The 13,712-nt window shown below is 47.9% G+C and carries 20 protein-coding genes and 1 pseudogene; 11 read left to right on the forward strand and 10 right to left on the reverse strand.

Going from position 1 to position 13,712, the window contains the following annotated elements:
• Positions 1-40 precede the first annotated feature (40 nt).
• Positions 41-634 carry a xanthine phosphoribosyltransferase gene (locus tag MTP41_RS03715; RefSeq protein WP_005944437.1) on the reverse strand — a complete coding sequence of 198 codons (594 nt, stop codon included), beginning with the start codon at positions 632-634 and terminating at the stop codon, positions 41-43.
• Positions 635-862: 228 nt separating this feature from the next.
• Here MTP41_RS03715 and MTP41_RS03720 point away from each other — a divergent pair, with 228 nt between their 5' ends.
• On the forward strand, positions 863-1,732 hold the full coding sequence (locus tag MTP41_RS03720; RefSeq protein WP_249236232.1) for a patatin-like phospholipase family protein: 870 nt from the start codon (positions 863-865) through the stop codon (positions 1,730-1,732).
• Positions 1,733-2,182: 450 nt separating this feature from the next.
• Here MTP41_RS03720 and MTP41_RS03725 read toward each other — a convergent pair whose 3' ends face one another.
• Genes MTP41_RS03725 through MTP41_RS03735 form a run of 3 tightly spaced genes read right to left on the reverse strand, consistent with a single transcriptional unit; the run spans position 2,183 to position 4,315 of the window.
• Entirely contained in the window at positions 2,183-3,679 is a 1,497-nt protein-coding gene (locus MTP41_RS03725) for a recombinase family protein (protein ID WP_249236233.1), read from the reverse strand.
• Between the two features lie 13 nt (positions 3,680-3,692).
• Positions 3,693-4,013, reverse strand: coding sequence for a type II toxin-antitoxin system RelE/ParE family toxin (locus MTP41_RS03730; protein ID WP_249236234.1), 321 nt, complete (start codon positions 4,011-4,013; stop codon positions 3,693-3,695).
• Positions 4,010-4,315 (reverse strand): type II toxin-antitoxin system RelB/DinJ family antitoxin, encoded by a 306-nt coding sequence (locus MTP41_RS03735; protein ID WP_035393314.1) that lies wholly within the window; start codon positions 4,313-4,315, stop codon positions 4,010-4,012. The genes MTP41_RS03730 and MTP41_RS03735 overlap by 4 nt, the downstream gene beginning before the upstream one ends.
• 162 nt (positions 4,316-4,477) lie before the next feature.
• Here MTP41_RS03735 and MTP41_RS03740 point away from each other — a divergent pair, with 162 nt between their 5' ends.
• Positions 4,478-4,555, forward strand: a complete 78-nt coding sequence (locus MTP41_RS03740) for a hypothetical protein (RefSeq protein ID WP_307862850.1) — start codon at positions 4,478-4,480, stop codon at positions 4,553-4,555.
• 74 nt (positions 4,556-4,629) lie between these two features.
• Here the strand turns inward: MTP41_RS03740 and MTP41_RS03745 are convergent, their stop codons facing one another.
• The 6 genes from MTP41_RS03745 to MTP41_RS03770 all read right to left on the reverse strand — a co-directional run bounded on the left by MTP41_RS03745 (position 4,630) and on the right by MTP41_RS03770 (position 8,284).
• On the reverse strand, positions 4,630-5,040 hold the full coding sequence (locus MTP41_RS03745) for a hypothetical protein (RefSeq protein WP_227611581.1): 411 nt from the start codon (positions 5,038-5,040) through the stop codon (positions 4,630-4,632).
• 68 nt (positions 5,041-5,108) lie between these two features.
• Positions 5,109-5,618 carry a hypothetical protein gene (locus MTP41_RS03750; RefSeq protein ID WP_117477323.1) on the reverse strand — a complete coding sequence of 170 codons (510 nt, stop codon included), beginning with the start codon at positions 5,616-5,618 and terminating at the stop codon, positions 5,109-5,111.
• Positions 5,619-5,650: 32 nt separating this feature from the next.
• Positions 5,651-5,968 carry a zinc-ribbon domain-containing protein gene (locus MTP41_RS03755; protein WP_097783549.1) on the reverse strand — a complete coding sequence of 106 codons (318 nt, stop codon included), beginning with the start codon at positions 5,966-5,968 and terminating at the stop codon, positions 5,651-5,653.
• Between the two features lie 192 nt (positions 5,969-6,160).
• The gene (locus MTP41_RS03760; protein WP_249236235.1) at positions 6,161-6,625 is read right to left on the reverse strand and encodes a DUF3592 domain-containing protein; all 465 of its coding nucleotides are present in this window, start codon (positions 6,623-6,625) and stop codon (positions 6,161-6,163) included.
• Between the two features lie 179 nt (positions 6,626-6,804).
• Positions 6,805-7,470: a sigma-70 family RNA polymerase sigma factor gene (locus MTP41_RS03765; protein ID WP_249236236.1), complete on the reverse strand. Its 666-nt coding sequence runs from the start codon at positions 7,468-7,470 to the stop codon at positions 6,805-6,807.
• Complete coding sequence (locus tag MTP41_RS03770) at positions 7,454-8,284, reverse strand: helix-turn-helix domain-containing protein (protein ID WP_249236237.1); 831 nt, start codon at positions 8,282-8,284, stop codon at positions 7,454-7,456. The genes MTP41_RS03765 and MTP41_RS03770 overlap by 17 nt, the downstream gene beginning before the upstream one ends.
• A 675-nt stretch (positions 8,285-8,959) precedes the next feature.
• Here MTP41_RS03770 and MTP41_RS03775 point away from each other — a divergent pair.
• The 9 genes and pseudogenes from MTP41_RS03775 to MTP41_RS03815 all read left to right on the forward strand — a co-directional run bounded on the left by MTP41_RS03775 (position 8,960) and on the right by MTP41_RS03815 (position 13,688).
• Positions 8,960-10,225: a plasmid recombination protein gene (locus tag MTP41_RS03775; RefSeq protein ID WP_249236238.1), complete on the forward strand. Its 1,266-nt coding sequence runs from the start codon at positions 8,960-8,962 to the stop codon at positions 10,223-10,225.
• A 17-nt stretch (positions 10,226-10,242) separates the two neighbouring features.
• Positions 10,243-10,419 (forward strand): hypothetical protein, encoded by a 177-nt coding sequence (locus tag MTP41_RS03780; RefSeq protein ID WP_223387700.1) that lies wholly within the window; start codon positions 10,243-10,245, stop codon positions 10,417-10,419.
• Positions 10,420-10,512: 93 nt separating this feature from the next.
• Positions 10,513-11,088, forward strand: a complete 576-nt coding sequence (locus MTP41_RS03785) for a hypothetical protein (protein WP_249236239.1) — start codon at positions 10,513-10,515, stop codon at positions 11,086-11,088.
• A gap of 248 nt (positions 11,089-11,336) precedes the next feature.
• Complete coding sequence (locus MTP41_RS03790; RefSeq protein ID WP_120081586.1) at positions 11,337-11,603, forward strand: type II toxin-antitoxin system RelB/DinJ family antitoxin; 267 nt, start codon at positions 11,337-11,339, stop codon at positions 11,601-11,603.
• Positions 11,596-11,874, forward strand: a complete 279-nt coding sequence (locus MTP41_RS03795; protein ID WP_015517764.1) for a type II toxin-antitoxin system YafQ family toxin — start codon at positions 11,596-11,598, stop codon at positions 11,872-11,874. Before MTP41_RS03790 ends, MTP41_RS03795 begins: the two co-directional genes overlap by 8 nt.
• A gap of 33 nt (positions 11,875-11,907) precedes the next feature.
• Positions 11,908-11,970, forward strand: a pseudogene (locus MTP41_RS03800) (hypothetical protein); the annotation flags it as partial.
• Positions 11,971-11,986: 16 nt separating this feature from the next.
• Positions 11,987-12,391, forward strand: coding sequence for a hypothetical protein (locus MTP41_RS03805; protein WP_243130344.1), 405 nt, complete (start codon positions 11,987-11,989; stop codon positions 12,389-12,391).
• On the forward strand, positions 12,333-13,079 hold the full coding sequence (locus MTP41_RS03810; RefSeq protein ID WP_149794777.1) for a DUF3658 domain-containing protein: 747 nt from the start codon (positions 12,333-12,335) through the stop codon (positions 13,077-13,079). Before MTP41_RS03805 ends, MTP41_RS03810 begins: the two co-directional genes overlap by 59 nt.
• Before the next feature lie 42 nt (positions 13,080-13,121).
• The gene (locus MTP41_RS03815) at positions 13,122-13,688 is read left to right on the forward strand and encodes a hypothetical protein (RefSeq protein WP_120081589.1); all 567 of its coding nucleotides are present in this window, start codon (positions 13,122-13,124) and stop codon (positions 13,686-13,688) included.
• Positions 13,689-13,712: the final 24 nt, after the last annotated feature.

Raw genomic sequence — 13,712 nt, forward strand, 5'->3', positions numbered from 1 at the left:
AAAGGTCTTCCGACTTTCCCGGGGCTGCAATGTTTTTTGTTTAATTCTGCTGCGGCTGCTCGCGGAAAACGATCTCGCCGGTCTCGCTGTTCATGGACTCCACAATGGCAAGGCTCTCCAGCTGGATGCCCTTGCTGCGGATCAGCTCGCCGCCCTGCTGGAAGCCCTTTTCCACGGCAATGCCGATGCCCTCCACTGTGGCACCGGCCTCCTGGGCCAGATCCAGCAGGCCCATCAGCGCACAGCCGTTGGCAAGGAAATCGTCAATGATCAGCACATGGTCTTCCGGGGTGAGGAACTTTTTGGAGACGATCACATTGTAGATCTTTTTGTGGGTGAAGGACTGGATCTTGGTCTCGTAGTTGTTGTAGTCCAGATTGATGCTCATGGACTTTTTGGCAAATACCACCGGCACGTTGAACTCGCTGGCCACGATGGCTGCAATGCCAATGCCGCTGGCCTCGATGGTGAGCACCTTGTTGATGGGCTTGCCTGCAAACAGGCGCTTCCACTCCTTTGCCATCTCCCGGAACAGCGGAATGTCCATCTGGTGGTTGATAAAGCTATCCACCTTGAGCACATTGCCCTCGCGTACGATACCATCTTTGCGAATACGATCTTCCAGCATCTTCATAGTGCAGCAATTCCTCCAACCTGATTTTTTCCATGCCCATGCGTTTGCAGCGCATATTTCTCTTTTTATTTCACCTAGTATACCGGATGCTCTTTCCTTTGGCAAGAGGTTTTCTTGATAAATTTATAGGTTTTCCGCTCTTGTACTTTTTACAGATTCGAGTATACTGTAGTTAATATAAGGTGTGTCCGGCATCTGTGCACCGGCACACAGGAGGGGAGAGCATATATGAAAACGGGTCTTGTGCTGGAAGGCGGTGCCATGCGCGGCATGTTTACCGCCGGTGTTCTGGATGTATTGATGGAGCATGGCATCGTGCTGGATGGTGCCATTGGCGTTTCGGCCGGTGCGGTGTTCGGCTGCAACTACAAGTCCCATCAGATCGGCCGTGTGATCCGCTACAACACCCAGTATTGCAACGATAAGCGCTACGCAAGCTTCGGCAACCTGCTGCGCACTGGCAACCTGTACAGTGAGCAGTTCTGCTACCACACCGTGCCGGAAAAGCTGGACGTGTTCGACACAAAGGCATTTGCAGAGAACCCCATGGACTTTTTTGTGGTGTGCACCGATGTGCGTACCGGCGACCCCATCTATCACAAGTGCCGCACCGGCGATGCCGAGGATATCCAGTGGATGCAGGCATCCGCTTCCATGCCGCTGGCGGCCAAGATCGTAAAGATCGGCCATTATCAGCTGCTGGACGGCGGCATTGCCGATTCCATCCCCGTGCGGTTCTTCGAGTCCATCGGCTACAAACGCAACCTCATTGTGCTGACCCAGCCCAAGGGCTTTGTGAAAAAGAAGAACAAGATGCTGCCCGCCATCCGGGCACGCTACCTGCGCTACCCCGCTTTCGTGGAAGCCGTTGCCGACCGTCACGAGCGCTACAACGAAACGCTGGATCACATTGCCATGCTGGAGCAGACCGGCAAGGCGTTCGTCATCCGCCCGCCCATCCCGCTGGAGATCGGCTCCATGGAGCGCGATCCGGTCCAGCTGCGCCGCGTCTACGAGACCGGCCGTGCCGTTGCCGAAATTCAGGTGGATAAGATTGCCGCCTTTGTGAACGAATCCAAAGCTGCAGCGGAAGAGTAACGGCGGCACAAACAGATATTCTGCATGTGCATAGCCCCCACGGGGAAGCAGCTCTTTTGATCGAAGCGCAGGTGCGCAGCCAGAAGGTCTACCTGTGATGTTTTCGCAGCATCACGAAAATGTTAACGTCAACAAAATCATGGTATAGCAGCAGCCCCGGTGAACCTGACGGCCCATCGGGGCTGTTTTTGCGCCGTCTTCAACGACATCGCCGCAGCTGTTCAAATCCACCCGCCCAATAAGTCTGGTTTTGCAGTAATACAAAAACCCCAGCGTACTTTCATACGCTGAGGTTTTTTGGTGGGCGCGGGTGGATATCGCGAGCCGCGCATCTAAAAAAGCCCCGCAGGGGCTTTTTTGCCCGCCGGACTATTCGGCGGGCCGATGCTGTTCGAATCCACCCGCCCGATGAGTTTAGCTTTGTCGCAAAACAAAAACCTCAGCGTACTTTCATACGTTGAGGTTTTTTGGTGGAGCGAAGCAACCCAAATCCGAACCATTGCCCTCTGGGGCATCTTTGGCGGCGATTTCATCAAAAGTGATGGTTTTTGTGCCATCTTTGTAGTTGAATGTAATCAAAACTTTTTCATCATAGAGATAAACCGCGTTCACGAACGTGTTGATAAACGTCTCCCTGTGGCTTTTCACGTTCGGGTCGAGCTTGCGGAACCGGGTCAGCCAGAACCGAACCTGATTTTCGCTCAACCGTGGTCGAGCGATTTTTTCTTCGGCAATCCGAACTTCAAGCTCTTTCTGCTGGGCTTCCAGCTTTTCCAAACGTAATTTTGTGGAGTTGGTCAGCACACCTGCTTGAATGGCGTTCAGCATATTTTCAATGCCGTTCTCTACCTCGCGCATCTGCTTTTCCAGCAAAGGGAGAGTGGTGTTTTCCTGATCTTGCAACTCCATGACTTCTGCAACGATGGCATCAATCACGGCATCATCCTGAATCAGCTTCATGGTTTCAGCTATGACCAAATCTTCCAGCCACTCTTTACGGACGGTCTTTTTCTTGCAGGTCTTGAAACGCTTCGCGGTGGCGCACTTATAATAATGATGAACGACTTTGTTCCGACCCGTACCGCACTCGCCGAACATCATCGCGCCGCACATTCCACAGAACAGCTTGGTGGTGAGCAGATAATCATCCTCGGCCTTGTGACGGGCAGGAGCGCGGCTGTTCTTTTTGATTTTCAGCTGCACTTCCTCAAACAAGTCCTTGTCCACGATGGCCGGGATGCTGTCGGGCATCACAATGTCCTTGAAGTGGTTTTCTCCGATGTACCGTTTGTTCGTCAACAGCTTCTGAACACTGTTGTAGGTAAACTTCTGATTGCGGTTGGTGGTCACGCCACTGTCGTTCAGCCAGTTCATCAGTTCTTTCATGGTCGCGCCATCGTTATACCGCTGAAAGGCTTCTACCACAAAGGGAGCTTTCAGCGGGTCGATTTGAAAGAACTTCTCCCCGTCCACCTTAAAACCAATGGGAATCGTGCCGCCGTTGTACTTGCCCTTCAGAACATTCTCGGTCATGCCGCGCACAACTTTTTCAGAAAGTTCTGCCGAGTAGTATTCAGCCATGCCGGTGAGCATACTCTTGACCATGATACCCGCAGGGCTGTCAGAAATAGGCTCCGTGGCAGATACCAGCTTGACATGATTTCGTTCCAACTGGTACTCATAGTGGGCCGAATCATAGCGGTTTCGGGCAAAACGGTCAAGCTTCCAGACCAGCACAATGTCAAACAACCGTTTCTCGCTGTCCTTAATCATCTGCTGGAAGTCCGGGCGGTTATCCGTTTTGGCGGAAAGGGCGCGGTCAATGTAGTGCTTAACTACCGTAATGCCGTTCTTTTCGGCATAAGCCGTACATTCACGAATCTGGCCTTCGATGGATTCTTCGCGCTGGTTATCGCTGGAATAGCGGGCGTAGATTACGGCGGTCATGCGAACACCCCTTTCACTTCATTCTCCGCAGACGGCGCACAAGGTCAGATGCACTGTACAGCACACGAGCCACTGACACCGCATCCTCGCCCACGATGTAGAACACCGAGTAGTTGTCCACCAGCATCTGCCGCAGCCCTTGGGTGCGCTCTGGTTCACTTTCCACCAGCGCGCAGCGTTCCGGCAGGATGTTCAGCGATTGGATAGCTTCTGCAATGCGGTTATACTGCCCCATAGCCGTGTCAGGCTCCAGCAGACGGTCAGCAATATAGCTGTAAATCTGCTCCATATCGCTGAGGGCTACATAGGAAATTTTTACGTCATACTGCTTCATCTGTGCTGTTCCCTGAACTGTGCGAATGCGCTTGCAGCATCCACGGTATCACCGTTCTGAATCTCCTTAATGCCCACCTGCAAGGCTGCATGAAGCTGGTCATCGGTCATGGTGTCAGCGTTCAGAGCCGCAGGAGCTTTCGGTAAAGACAGCGAGAAGGGGATGCCGCCAGTCAGGGTGATCTGGCGCAGGTACATATCAATGGCTGTTGCCATCGGGATGCCGAGCTGCTTCAGCACGTCTTCGGCTTGCTGCTTGACAGTAGGGTTGACACGGAGATTGAGTGTCATCGTTTTTTCCATGGTTATCACCTCAATTTTATTGTAACGCATTTTGCGTTGCGAGTCAATCAAGCGCGAAGCCGCTATTGAAATTCTCTGTATTGCACAATATATTCGTCATTAAATTGTTTAAAGCGCAGAATATTCATTCGTTAGAATAAATCTTTGGAGTACGCCCAGTTTGTGCTGGGTGGTGAGATTGAGCATTATCTCTCACTCAGCTGTGACCATAGCAGATTTAGAGGATTGGCCTTTAATTAGAATATACAGATAAAACCGACAGCCATCTACTTGCGACTTGCAAATAGATGGCTGTCTATTATTAACTACGCATTTTAACAATGATTTTTCTTTTCAACAATCATTCCGATAACAAACGAAAGTAGGAAAACGAGCAGCCAAATCAAAACTCCATAGTGTGTCTTGAGCTGCCATACTTTTCCTATATACATATCCGGCGTGATTTTTGTGGCGTTTATTTTAATAATGAAATCGCCCAACACTTGTCCAATCAAAATTCCTGCCCAGTTTCCAGCCGTTGTGATAAGAGCCGCTTTATACATTTCCAGAAAACAGAAAGTAACGGATGCAACCCATACACACAAATAATAATGGGCTGCTGTCCATTCAAACAAGTAGATTTCATGAAACACTGTTTGAGAGAGAAGATAGCACACCACATATGCTAAAAATACGATCAGCAAAAATCCGAGACAAGTTTTCTTTTTTGATGCTGTGTTCTTCATACGGCTTTTGAATCCTATTCCAATGTGTACCGCCATCTTTGTGTTTCATTATAAAATAGCTTGACTGTTTACTTCGATACTATTTCGACAGTTGGCATCTTGCCTTCCAATCCAAGTTCATCATCTTCTGCAACTCTATAACTGGTAACATTTATTGAATACATATAATCTGAAATATCTGGATTTTCTTCATCGTCGGGAAGTTCAACTTCAAAAGTCTCAAACTCAAACACATAAGACGTTCCTTCAATAAGTTCGCCTGTCAAGTCCTTCTGGAAATGAAGCAAAAAAGGCCTGTCTTGAAAGAAGTGAACAACGGCGATTGTTTTTCCCGGAAGCGCATAGTAATCGGGCAAGAGTTGCTCAACTGTGGCCATAAAAGAACCCGAAAACTGTGCAAAATGCTTTTTGCTTTCGGCTATTTGCTGTTTCCCGTCATTATACCCTGCCTCGTAGCCAGCGGCATAGCCTTCTTCGTATTCCGCATTGTGCGCATCTGAACTTTGAGCATTATTTCCACAGCCAACCAATGTAAGTACTAGCATAAGGCCAAGAACTATTGTAGCCATCTTTTTCATACTGTTTCCTCCTTCCATGTTTTTCTTCGCCTTTATCGGACTTTTCCACAGTTTTTGCAAAATCGTTCAGAAGAATCATTTAATGTTCCACAGTCCGGGCAGTACCACCTACCATCTGGCATCGGTTCAACAGGCGAAGGCGTTTGGTGCGCCTTTGCCGGAGTTTGATTGGATGGTGCAGTAAACAACGGCGCAATATTCACATCTCTGCGTCCAACGCCAGCAAGGCTTCTAAAATCCCACGACTTAACTTCTTGTGCCAGCGTCCGTTTTGGTTCAATATACTGACCACACCGCTGGCAATATCGAACACCCAGCTTGTTTTCATAGCCGCAATTTTTACAAGTCATCAAAACTCCCTCCTTGCTTTTTGTTTATATAACGAAATTTAAGCCTGATTTATTTCGTTTGTTTACAAAATTTTCCAAAATCGTATAGATGCACATAAATTTTCCGAAAATTTGTAGCACAATCGCAATCTTCTTTTAAATAAACACGCTATAAGGACAAATTTTTTGTTTTACCTCGATTGAAAGCTATCTTTAGCTTTCTGGTTTGAGAACTGTACTTCGGGCCGGATTCTTTGGGTCTACTAGAATTTTTATTGGTGCCCCTTTCGGAATACATGGATTGAACCAAAACCACTGCGACTTTCCATTATAGGTTTCACCCTTAACTTTATACTGATAATGTACCACATATGGATAGATTACATCTTCATCGGCAAGGTGGTAGGTACTCATATGAAATTTTATATGTACTCGTTTTGTTGCTGTAACCTTTCCGATGATTCTCGTTTCATTTTTCAAAAGTTCTGCCTTTTTATAGTCGGAAATAATCGCCAATCCGATAATTATACCTGCTACAATCCATGCTAATATCGCAGCCACCCAAATACCAGACTTACACGCTCCAACCGATATAATTGCCGCCACGAACATTCCGACATATGCCAGTGTATGAATAAGATCTTTTGAAAAAAACATTTTATCTCGTGTAATTTTCATAAAACGGCATCCTCCTCAAATCCTACAGTCGGTAATCAGCAGCTTCGTGAAATCAACGTTCCTTAGATACTTAGATTTAATCCTATTTTGTTTCATCCGTCTACAAAATTCCTCAAAATCGTATAGCTGCACATAAATTTCCAGAAAACTTGTAGCACAATCACGATTTTTCTTTTCACTCAGATAAACCACCACGGCAATTCCAGCCACAGGTTATCCATAGCCTGTTCCTCGGTCTTTTGGGCGCGGCCTTTTGTCAGGTGGAAATATATCGCCGTACCAATCAAAGGATGTTCCTTGCCATCAGTGAAGCCATAGCGGTACAGCAGGTAGGTCTGCTCCCGCTGGGTCAGTCGTTTCAGACCATCGTACAGTTCCCGGCGCGATTCCTGTTCCTCCATAATGGTCTGCGGCTGCATGGCGTAGGGGTCGGCTATGGCTTCGATGCGCCGCAGCTGCTCTTCTCCCGGCAGAACCTCATCCAGCGAAACGCGCTGGTAGCAGACGCCGTCCTTGTCTTCCGTCACCATCCGCTGCTCAAAAGCGGCAAAGGCATCCCGCACCATGTCCATCATGGCGTTGCGGATGGCAGGAGCCGCATAGGTCAGGAACTTCATGCCATAGGCTGCATCAAATTTCGACACAGCTTTCCATAAGCCCAGATTGCCCGCCTGTTTCAAATCGTCCGTGTCAAGGTTCAGGCCAGACTGTGCCAGATTCATGCTGCGGAAAAGGTCATTTGCCACCTTGCCAATAAAGGACTTGTTGTTGTCGATCAGGCTGTCCAGCGCGGCAGCATCGCCTTTCTGTGCCAACGCACAAAGCCGTTCATTCGTCTGCTTCATGGGCGTTTTCCTGCTCTGCGGCAGACTGCAAGATTCCCAGCAGACCGTTCCGCAGCTGTTCCAGCGCTTCCGGCGTAGCTCCTTCCATGCCTGAAACGCTGTCCAACATTGCATCTGTCAACTGCTCTGCCGTAATCGTTGGGTGCTGCACATCCTGCCCTTTAGTCAATTCGGTGAACATCTTCGCTGCCGCTTTCTTGCTCATGGCTTCCTGTTCGGCGTAATGGCTCCCAATACCCTTTTTGATTTCCTTGACCGCCGCCATAAAGTACATCTCGATGTCATCAAGGTCGCCCTGATACACTGGTTTTCTCCGAAGGCTGATGTCCTTTGCGGCTTTGGCTGCTTCCGGGGTCTTGACCTTTGTGCGTAGCAAGGTGCTCAATGTCGTGAGCATGGCATTCTGTGCCGCGATGCCAGACGCAAAAGTATCATCAAAATACTGCGCTATGCGGTAAGTAAGCTCTGCAAAGCGGGCGTTTTCCAGCAGCAGGTTGACCACCTCTGCATTGACACGCCCTGTGTAGAGGTTCTTTGCAGCCTCTACGGACAAGCCCAGTTCGACAATGTCGTAATTCTTGCGGTCGGGGATGTTGGTTTCTCCAAGCAAAAAATCCGTAGACACGTTGAACAGCCTTGCGATCTTCAGCACCTGCTCATGGGTCAGGGTTCCCTTTGCACCGCTGATAAAGCGGCTGATGGTACTCTTGGAGCAGCCGATTTCCTTGGCAAGTTCCGGTTGGCTGATGTTGTGCTCTTTCATCAAGTCCGCAAGACGGACGTTGGATGGTGCGGGCAGATATTCCTGTGCCACGTGGTCGGCCCTCCTTTTTGAGCTTTTTCTTCATTATAATACGCTCTGCCGTTTTGTTCAATATACGGCTTTCTCTCCGCCTTTGCTGTTGCAGCCCTGCAACCAGTAAGGGCTTTTTTCTTTTTCCGTTGCAGTTCTGCCGCTTTTTTGCTCTTTCTGCAAAATTCCCCGTATATTCAGGCAGGAAACAAAAAACACCAGAGTTCCCACTTTGGGGTACTCTGGTGCAACGCATAACACCGCCCTGCCCGGTGGCCGCAGGGTGCGTGGTTTCGTGGGCATTGAGCCGCTTGTCCACCCATGCCCGTAAAAAGTGCATTTTTTCACGGAAGAAGTTCGTACAACCTGTACGGTCTGTACTTGTACGCGCCTGTACGGCAAATTGAGATAAATTAAAGCGTGTTATCGTTTATATTTCGGATTTCCGTACGTCGTACGAACCGTACAGGTTATTTGAAGTCCGTACGCAATTTTTTCAGATGCGTACGGAGCAATCAAGTTCGCATTGTGCGAACTTGATTGTAGCTCTCCCGCAGGAGACGTTCCCCCTCGGAGAGCCCACTACACTTTGCAGACCGCAGGGATGAAAGTGTCATAGTGGGTTATTACACTTCCGCAGAAGTGCATCTCCGTTCCCCGTCACCTCTCGATGAACCTTGAAAGGAGGGATGCCCTTTGGCAAGAAACGATGGCGTTGACCGCACCAGTGTCCGAAATCTCGCCGTTTCGGATAAGGCCGTTGGCAACACCCAGCAGCACAATGAGCGTGAAAAGGACAGCTATCGGAACCCCGATATTATCCCCCAGCGCGCTGCATGGAACGTCCACTTCAAAAAGCCAACCGCCAGCTACACTGACCTATTCGCCCAACTGGAAACCGCTGGTACGATTTCCACGCGCGGCCTGAAGCCGGATGCCACCCACTACTGCGAACTTGTCTTTGATGTCAACTCGGCCTATTTTGACAATCACGGTGGCTACGAGTTCGCCAAGCAGTTCTATGAGGATGCCTACAAAGCTGCTGTGCAGATTGTGGGTGGTGAGCAGTATATCCTCTCGGCAGTCATGCACGCGGATGAGATCAACCGCGCCATGACCGAAGCATTAGGTCGGGAGGTCTACCACTACCATCTTCATGTGGTCTATGTGCCTGTGGTGGAAAAGCAAATCCTCTGGTCGAAACGCTGCAAGGACAAGGCACTGGTCGGCACCGTCAAGGAGACTGTCATGCAGGTCAGCCGGAGCAAGAAGTGGGCATCCAAGCCCCTGCTGGACGATGCCGGAAAGCCCGTGCTGCAAAAGAACGGCAAGCCAGTCCTGAAGAAGTCGTACAGCGTCCTGCAAGACGATTTCTTCAACTATATGCGTACTGCCGGGTACACCGATGTGGAGCGCGGCGAGCGTGGCAGCACCGAAGAACACCTGACTGTCACTCAGTTCAAAGTCCAGCGGGAGCAGGAACGGCTGGACACCCTGACCACCCAAGCCGACCAGCAGGCACAATCGCTTGCCAAAACCAGTCAGGCCCTCTCCCAAAAGGAGAAAGAACTTGCCTCCATTCAGAAAAAGACCACGCTCACGAAAGAAGCCCTCATTCATGCGCGTGATCTGGATTATATCGGCAAGCGCACCTTCCTCGGCAACTATTCGCTGACCGAAGAAGAATTTTCCATGCTGAAAAAACAGGCCGACCATGGCTATATGATGGACGTGGAGAACCGCCGCCTGAAAGAAGAACTTTCCACCGCCAAGAAGGAAGCTGCTCATTGGGGCCAAAAGTATCATGAACTCTGGTACGAAGTGAAGCCCTATCTGGATGCGCTCCACCGTGCACCTGAACTGGTGCGCAGCTTTCTGGAAAAGATTCTTGCCCCCAAGCAGGAGCGCACCATGAATGTGCCGCAGCGAAACCGCACGCGTGGGCAGGATATAGAACTTTGATTTTCGGAGGATACTATTTGAACAAAAAGAAGAAGTCAAACAAATCCGGCTACCCGGATGAAGCAATCAAGACCCTTGCACGTTGCTTTTATCCCTCCATGGTTGAGTTTTTCAACAGCGAGGAAGGCCAGCGTGAATACGAGGAATGGCTGAAAGAGCAGGAAGCTCTACAAGCTTTGCCTGTTGCAGCATAAAAACAGCAGGACGCTCCCAGTAAAGGGAACGCCCTGCCTTATATAGATGTATCTCACCGAGGTGTGTCCAGTTGGGCACACCTCCATTGGTGGATGCGGCAGATCGGGGAGATAAAGGGTGGGCATCGGTATTTCTTTCTGATGTGTCTTGCCATTTATGTCTACAAATGCGGTGTGTCGAAGCAGCAGCTCCGGCAGGACATGAAACAGGCTTTTGATGATCTACAGATGGTGAAGCATGAGAACGCATTGACCGAGGAAGATATACGGAGTGCGCTGGAGGCCTACGACAAGGAGTATTACAATTTCACGATTTCTGATATTGAAGCTCTGACCGATGTTCGTATCGAGAGGAATAGACGGAATGGACGATCACAAAAACTCCACATGCAGTACATGAATATGAATAGACAATTTAAGGTTGGCATCGGGGAATGTACGAATGGTGGACGCCCATCTGGAAGCGGAACGGCGCAGAAAACGGTCTATGAATGGCGGCAGCAACATCCGGGGGGAACGAAAAGCCATTGCAAAAGGGAGACGGGATTGACTTATCCCACCATTCGCAAATGGTGGGACACTATACCGGAGGGGCATATAACGGTCAAAATACGCCCGTCACAGGCTTTGAGCGATTTGTTGGTGGAGAATTTTAAGAAAGGGCTGTAAACGCACCAGAAATGCCCTGTAAGGCGTTTTGGAGGCGGGTAAGGGTTTTACACCCACCAAAAACGAGGCTGGAAAACCGCATAAAATAAGGCTTTTTCAACCCTTAAATGTGCACGCTGCGGTGTTACCATATAGAAAAACGGTGTTCACAGAAAAGATACAAATAATATTTGCAACGCACTTGCAAAACGAATGAATGTTGAGTATAATATAAGTGCAAGCTATGTGATGAGAAAGGAGTGCTATGTATGGCTAAAGGAAATATGACGATTAGAATGGAGCCGGAGCTGAAAGCACAGGCGGCAGCTCTTTTTAAGACTTTGGGAATGGATTTGAGTACGGCAACGGGGATTTTTTATCGCCAGGCACTTAGGTGTCATGGACTTCCCTTTGAGGTCAAGGTTGACGAGCCGAACGCCACTACCTATGCTGCGATGGAAGCGGCAGACAAGGGCGAGGATATGTTTGGCCCGTTTGACAGCGTCTGTGATTTGATGGAGGCACTTAATGCTTAAGCCGGAGTTTACGGGGCAGTTCAAACGAGATTATAAGCTTGCGGTAAAACGGGGCTGCAATCCGAAGAAGCTGGAAGAAGTCATTACGCTGTTATGCAATGAGCAACCATTGCCGGAGGCATACCGAGATCACGCTCTCACTAATTCCAGAAACTATAAGGACATGAGAGAGTGCCACATTGAGCCGGATTGGTTGCTTGTTTACAAGGTTGTCAGAGAGACTTTAATTTTGAAATTGATTAGGACGGGTTCTCATAGCGATTTGTTTTGAGAATCGATCCAAACGAAAGAGTGGTGATGATATATGGCGGGTGTTATAACGGAAATAGCGGCAGAATGTGGCGTGTCAGAACAGGCGGTCAGAGCGTGGTGTCGGCGAAACCATGTTTCGAAAGATGCGAAAGGAAGTTTCGCAATCAGCGAAAGCCAAAAAAACCGCTATATATCAGCATTATTTAGGTGATGGGCGAAACCAAGTTTCGCAACCGGCGAAAGCAAGTTGCGAAACCTCGGAAGATGTGTTGATTTCCATGTTGCAAAGGGAATTAGACCGTAAAAATGAGCAGCTTGAAGTAAAGGATAAGCAGATCGAGGAACTGAACGCAAGACTGGCAGATGTCAGCTCGGCATTGGTGGCGGCGCAACAGACCGCACAGGTAGCTCAGGCACTTCATGCGGGAACACTTCAACAGAGGTTGACTTCTGGTGGGGAAATGCGAGAAGTGGTGGATGATAAACCTCAAAAAAGAGGGTGGTTTAGTCGGTTGTTTTTTGGCGAAGACAGTTAGGAGATATAAAGATGGAGAAAGTGGTTGCATAATGAAAAAAATAGATGCTATGAATTATCTTGTTTTTGATAGAAATTTATTTAATTCATTAAAAGCAGGAGGAATTCAGAGGGTGTATTATTGTTCAAAAGATTTTTCGATTTTTGCTGTAACAGATGGTGATATGCTACAGTATATAAATTGGGCAGATTTTAGTGATGTGTCGCTTGCGAAAAATTCTTTAGCTGAACACCCGTTGACTATTTTATATAGCTTTTGCCCTGCTGAAATTTGTGGTTTGTTTGCAGCAATAACTTTTTTTCGAGATGTAGCGATTACTATTTACGTTAGTAGACCGCAATTGCAAGGTATTATTAGTTATAGTGATTTCTCCCCAGGAGAGATAGCCGATTCGCTGAAAAAAGATTGCGTTATGTTATCTGCTGCTCAGATCGAAGCTATTTCTGATGAGTGGAGTCTAATCATACAAAATCAGAGTAACTTAAGAATTTTTTATAAAAATAAAGTTGTGAATGTTCAAGATGACTATTTTGATACAGATATTAGCTGTGTTCTCCCCCAAAAAGGGAACATAGTGCTGGCAGATATTTTGCCAGATATTCAATTGTCGCTAAGGCGTAAGTACGGTTTTGGGTTAAACCCCAGATATATAGAATGGAGGGTTTCCAATGTTTTGAGTTTGCTTTGAGTTGACTTTCCCTAAAAAATAATCAAAAAAGGAGATTTCAGTATGATAAGAAAAAGACTTGTTTCTCTGTTCTTGGCGGTTGTAATGTTGTGCTCTCTTTCTATGACGGCATTTGCGGCGTCTGATGAAGATGTGGCTATGAGTGCAGAGCAAGGTATTATAGCTTCAGAAACATTTGAGATCCCAGTTTCTTTGAGTTTGGATGAACTTGATGAGATGAAGTCTGAACTTGAAGAATGCGGAATCCCATATACTGTTCAAGGAAATCGAGCTATTGCAACAGTTAATGTGACTACTAATATTCACTATGTTGATGAGTTGTACTTTTCCATTATAGCGCAGTGCCGAACAACCTTGTTACAAAAAATAACAGGATCTATTGTATGGAAGTATAAGACAACAGGGTCTTACTCAAAGACTAAGACTATTTCCGTCAACTATCAGGATGATTTTGGTATCCCTAAGTACACCTTAACCTGTCTTAAATATACAGGAAAAACTTTTGCTTCTGGAACTACGATAAGCGCAGATTTTAACATTGATGTAGATGCTACTGGCGAGATTTCTGGTGGTGTTGTATCGAGAACGGTTACTGGCATTGTTCCGTAAAATTAACATTTAACTTTAGTGAAA

Source organism: Faecalibacterium sp. I4-3-84 (assembly GCF_023347255.1).
Classification (GTDB): domain Bacteria; phylum Bacillota; class Clostridia; order Oscillospirales; family Ruminococcaceae; genus Faecalibacterium; species Faecalibacterium taiwanense.

Coding starts and splice junctions, on each gene's coding strand:
- MTP41_RS03715 (WP_005944437.1), bottom strand. CDS start 634: ATGAAGATGCTGGAAGATCGTATTCGCAAAGATGGTATCGTACGCGAG.
- MTP41_RS03720 (WP_249236232.1), top strand. CDS start 863: ATGAAAACGGGTCTTGTGCTGGAAGGCGGTGCCATGCGCGGCATGTTT.
- MTP41_RS03725 (WP_249236233.1), bottom strand. CDS start 3,679: ATGACCGCCGTAATCTACGCCCGCTATTCCAGCGATAACCAGCGCGAA.
- MTP41_RS03730 (WP_249236234.1), bottom strand. CDS start 4,013: ATGAAGCAGTATGACGTAAAAATTTCCTATGTAGCCCTCAGCGATATG.
- MTP41_RS03735 (WP_035393314.1), bottom strand. CDS start 4,315: ATGGAAAAAACGATGACACTCAATCTCCGTGTCAACCCTACTGTCAAG.
- MTP41_RS03745 (WP_227611581.1), bottom strand. CDS start 5,040: ATGAAGAACACAGCATCAAAAAAGAAAACTTGTCTCGGATTTTTGCTG.
- MTP41_RS03750 (WP_117477323.1), bottom strand. CDS start 5,618: ATGAAAAAGATGGCTACAATAGTTCTTGGCCTTATGCTAGTACTTACA.
- MTP41_RS03755 (WP_097783549.1), bottom strand. CDS start 5,968: ATGACTTGTAAAAATTGCGGCTATGAAAACAAGCTGGGTGTTCGATAT.
- MTP41_RS03760 (WP_249236235.1), bottom strand. CDS start 6,625: ATGAAAATTACACGAGATAAAATGTTTTTTTCAAAAGATCTTATTCAT.
- MTP41_RS03765 (WP_249236236.1), bottom strand. CDS start 7,470: ATGAAGCAGACGAATGAACGGCTTTGTGCGTTGGCACAGAAAGGCGAT.
- MTP41_RS03785 (WP_249236239.1), top strand. CDS start 10,513: ATGCGGCAGATCGGGGAGATAAAGGGTGGGCATCGGTATTTCTTTCTG.
- MTP41_RS03790 (WP_120081586.1), top strand. CDS start 11,337: ATGGCTAAAGGAAATATGACGATTAGAATGGAGCCGGAGCTGAAAGCA.
- MTP41_RS03795 (WP_015517764.1), top strand. CDS start 11,596: ATGCTTAAGCCGGAGTTTACGGGGCAGTTCAAACGAGATTATAAGCTT.
- MTP41_RS03805 (WP_243130344.1), top strand. CDS start 11,987: ATGTTTCGAAAGATGCGAAAGGAAGTTTCGCAATCAGCGAAAGCCAAA.
- MTP41_RS03810 (WP_149794777.1), top strand. CDS start 12,333: ATGATAAACCTCAAAAAAGAGGGTGGTTTAGTCGGTTGTTTTTTGGCG.
- MTP41_RS03815 (WP_120081589.1), top strand. CDS start 13,122: ATGATAAGAAAAAGACTTGTTTCTCTGTTCTTGGCGGTTGTAATGTTG.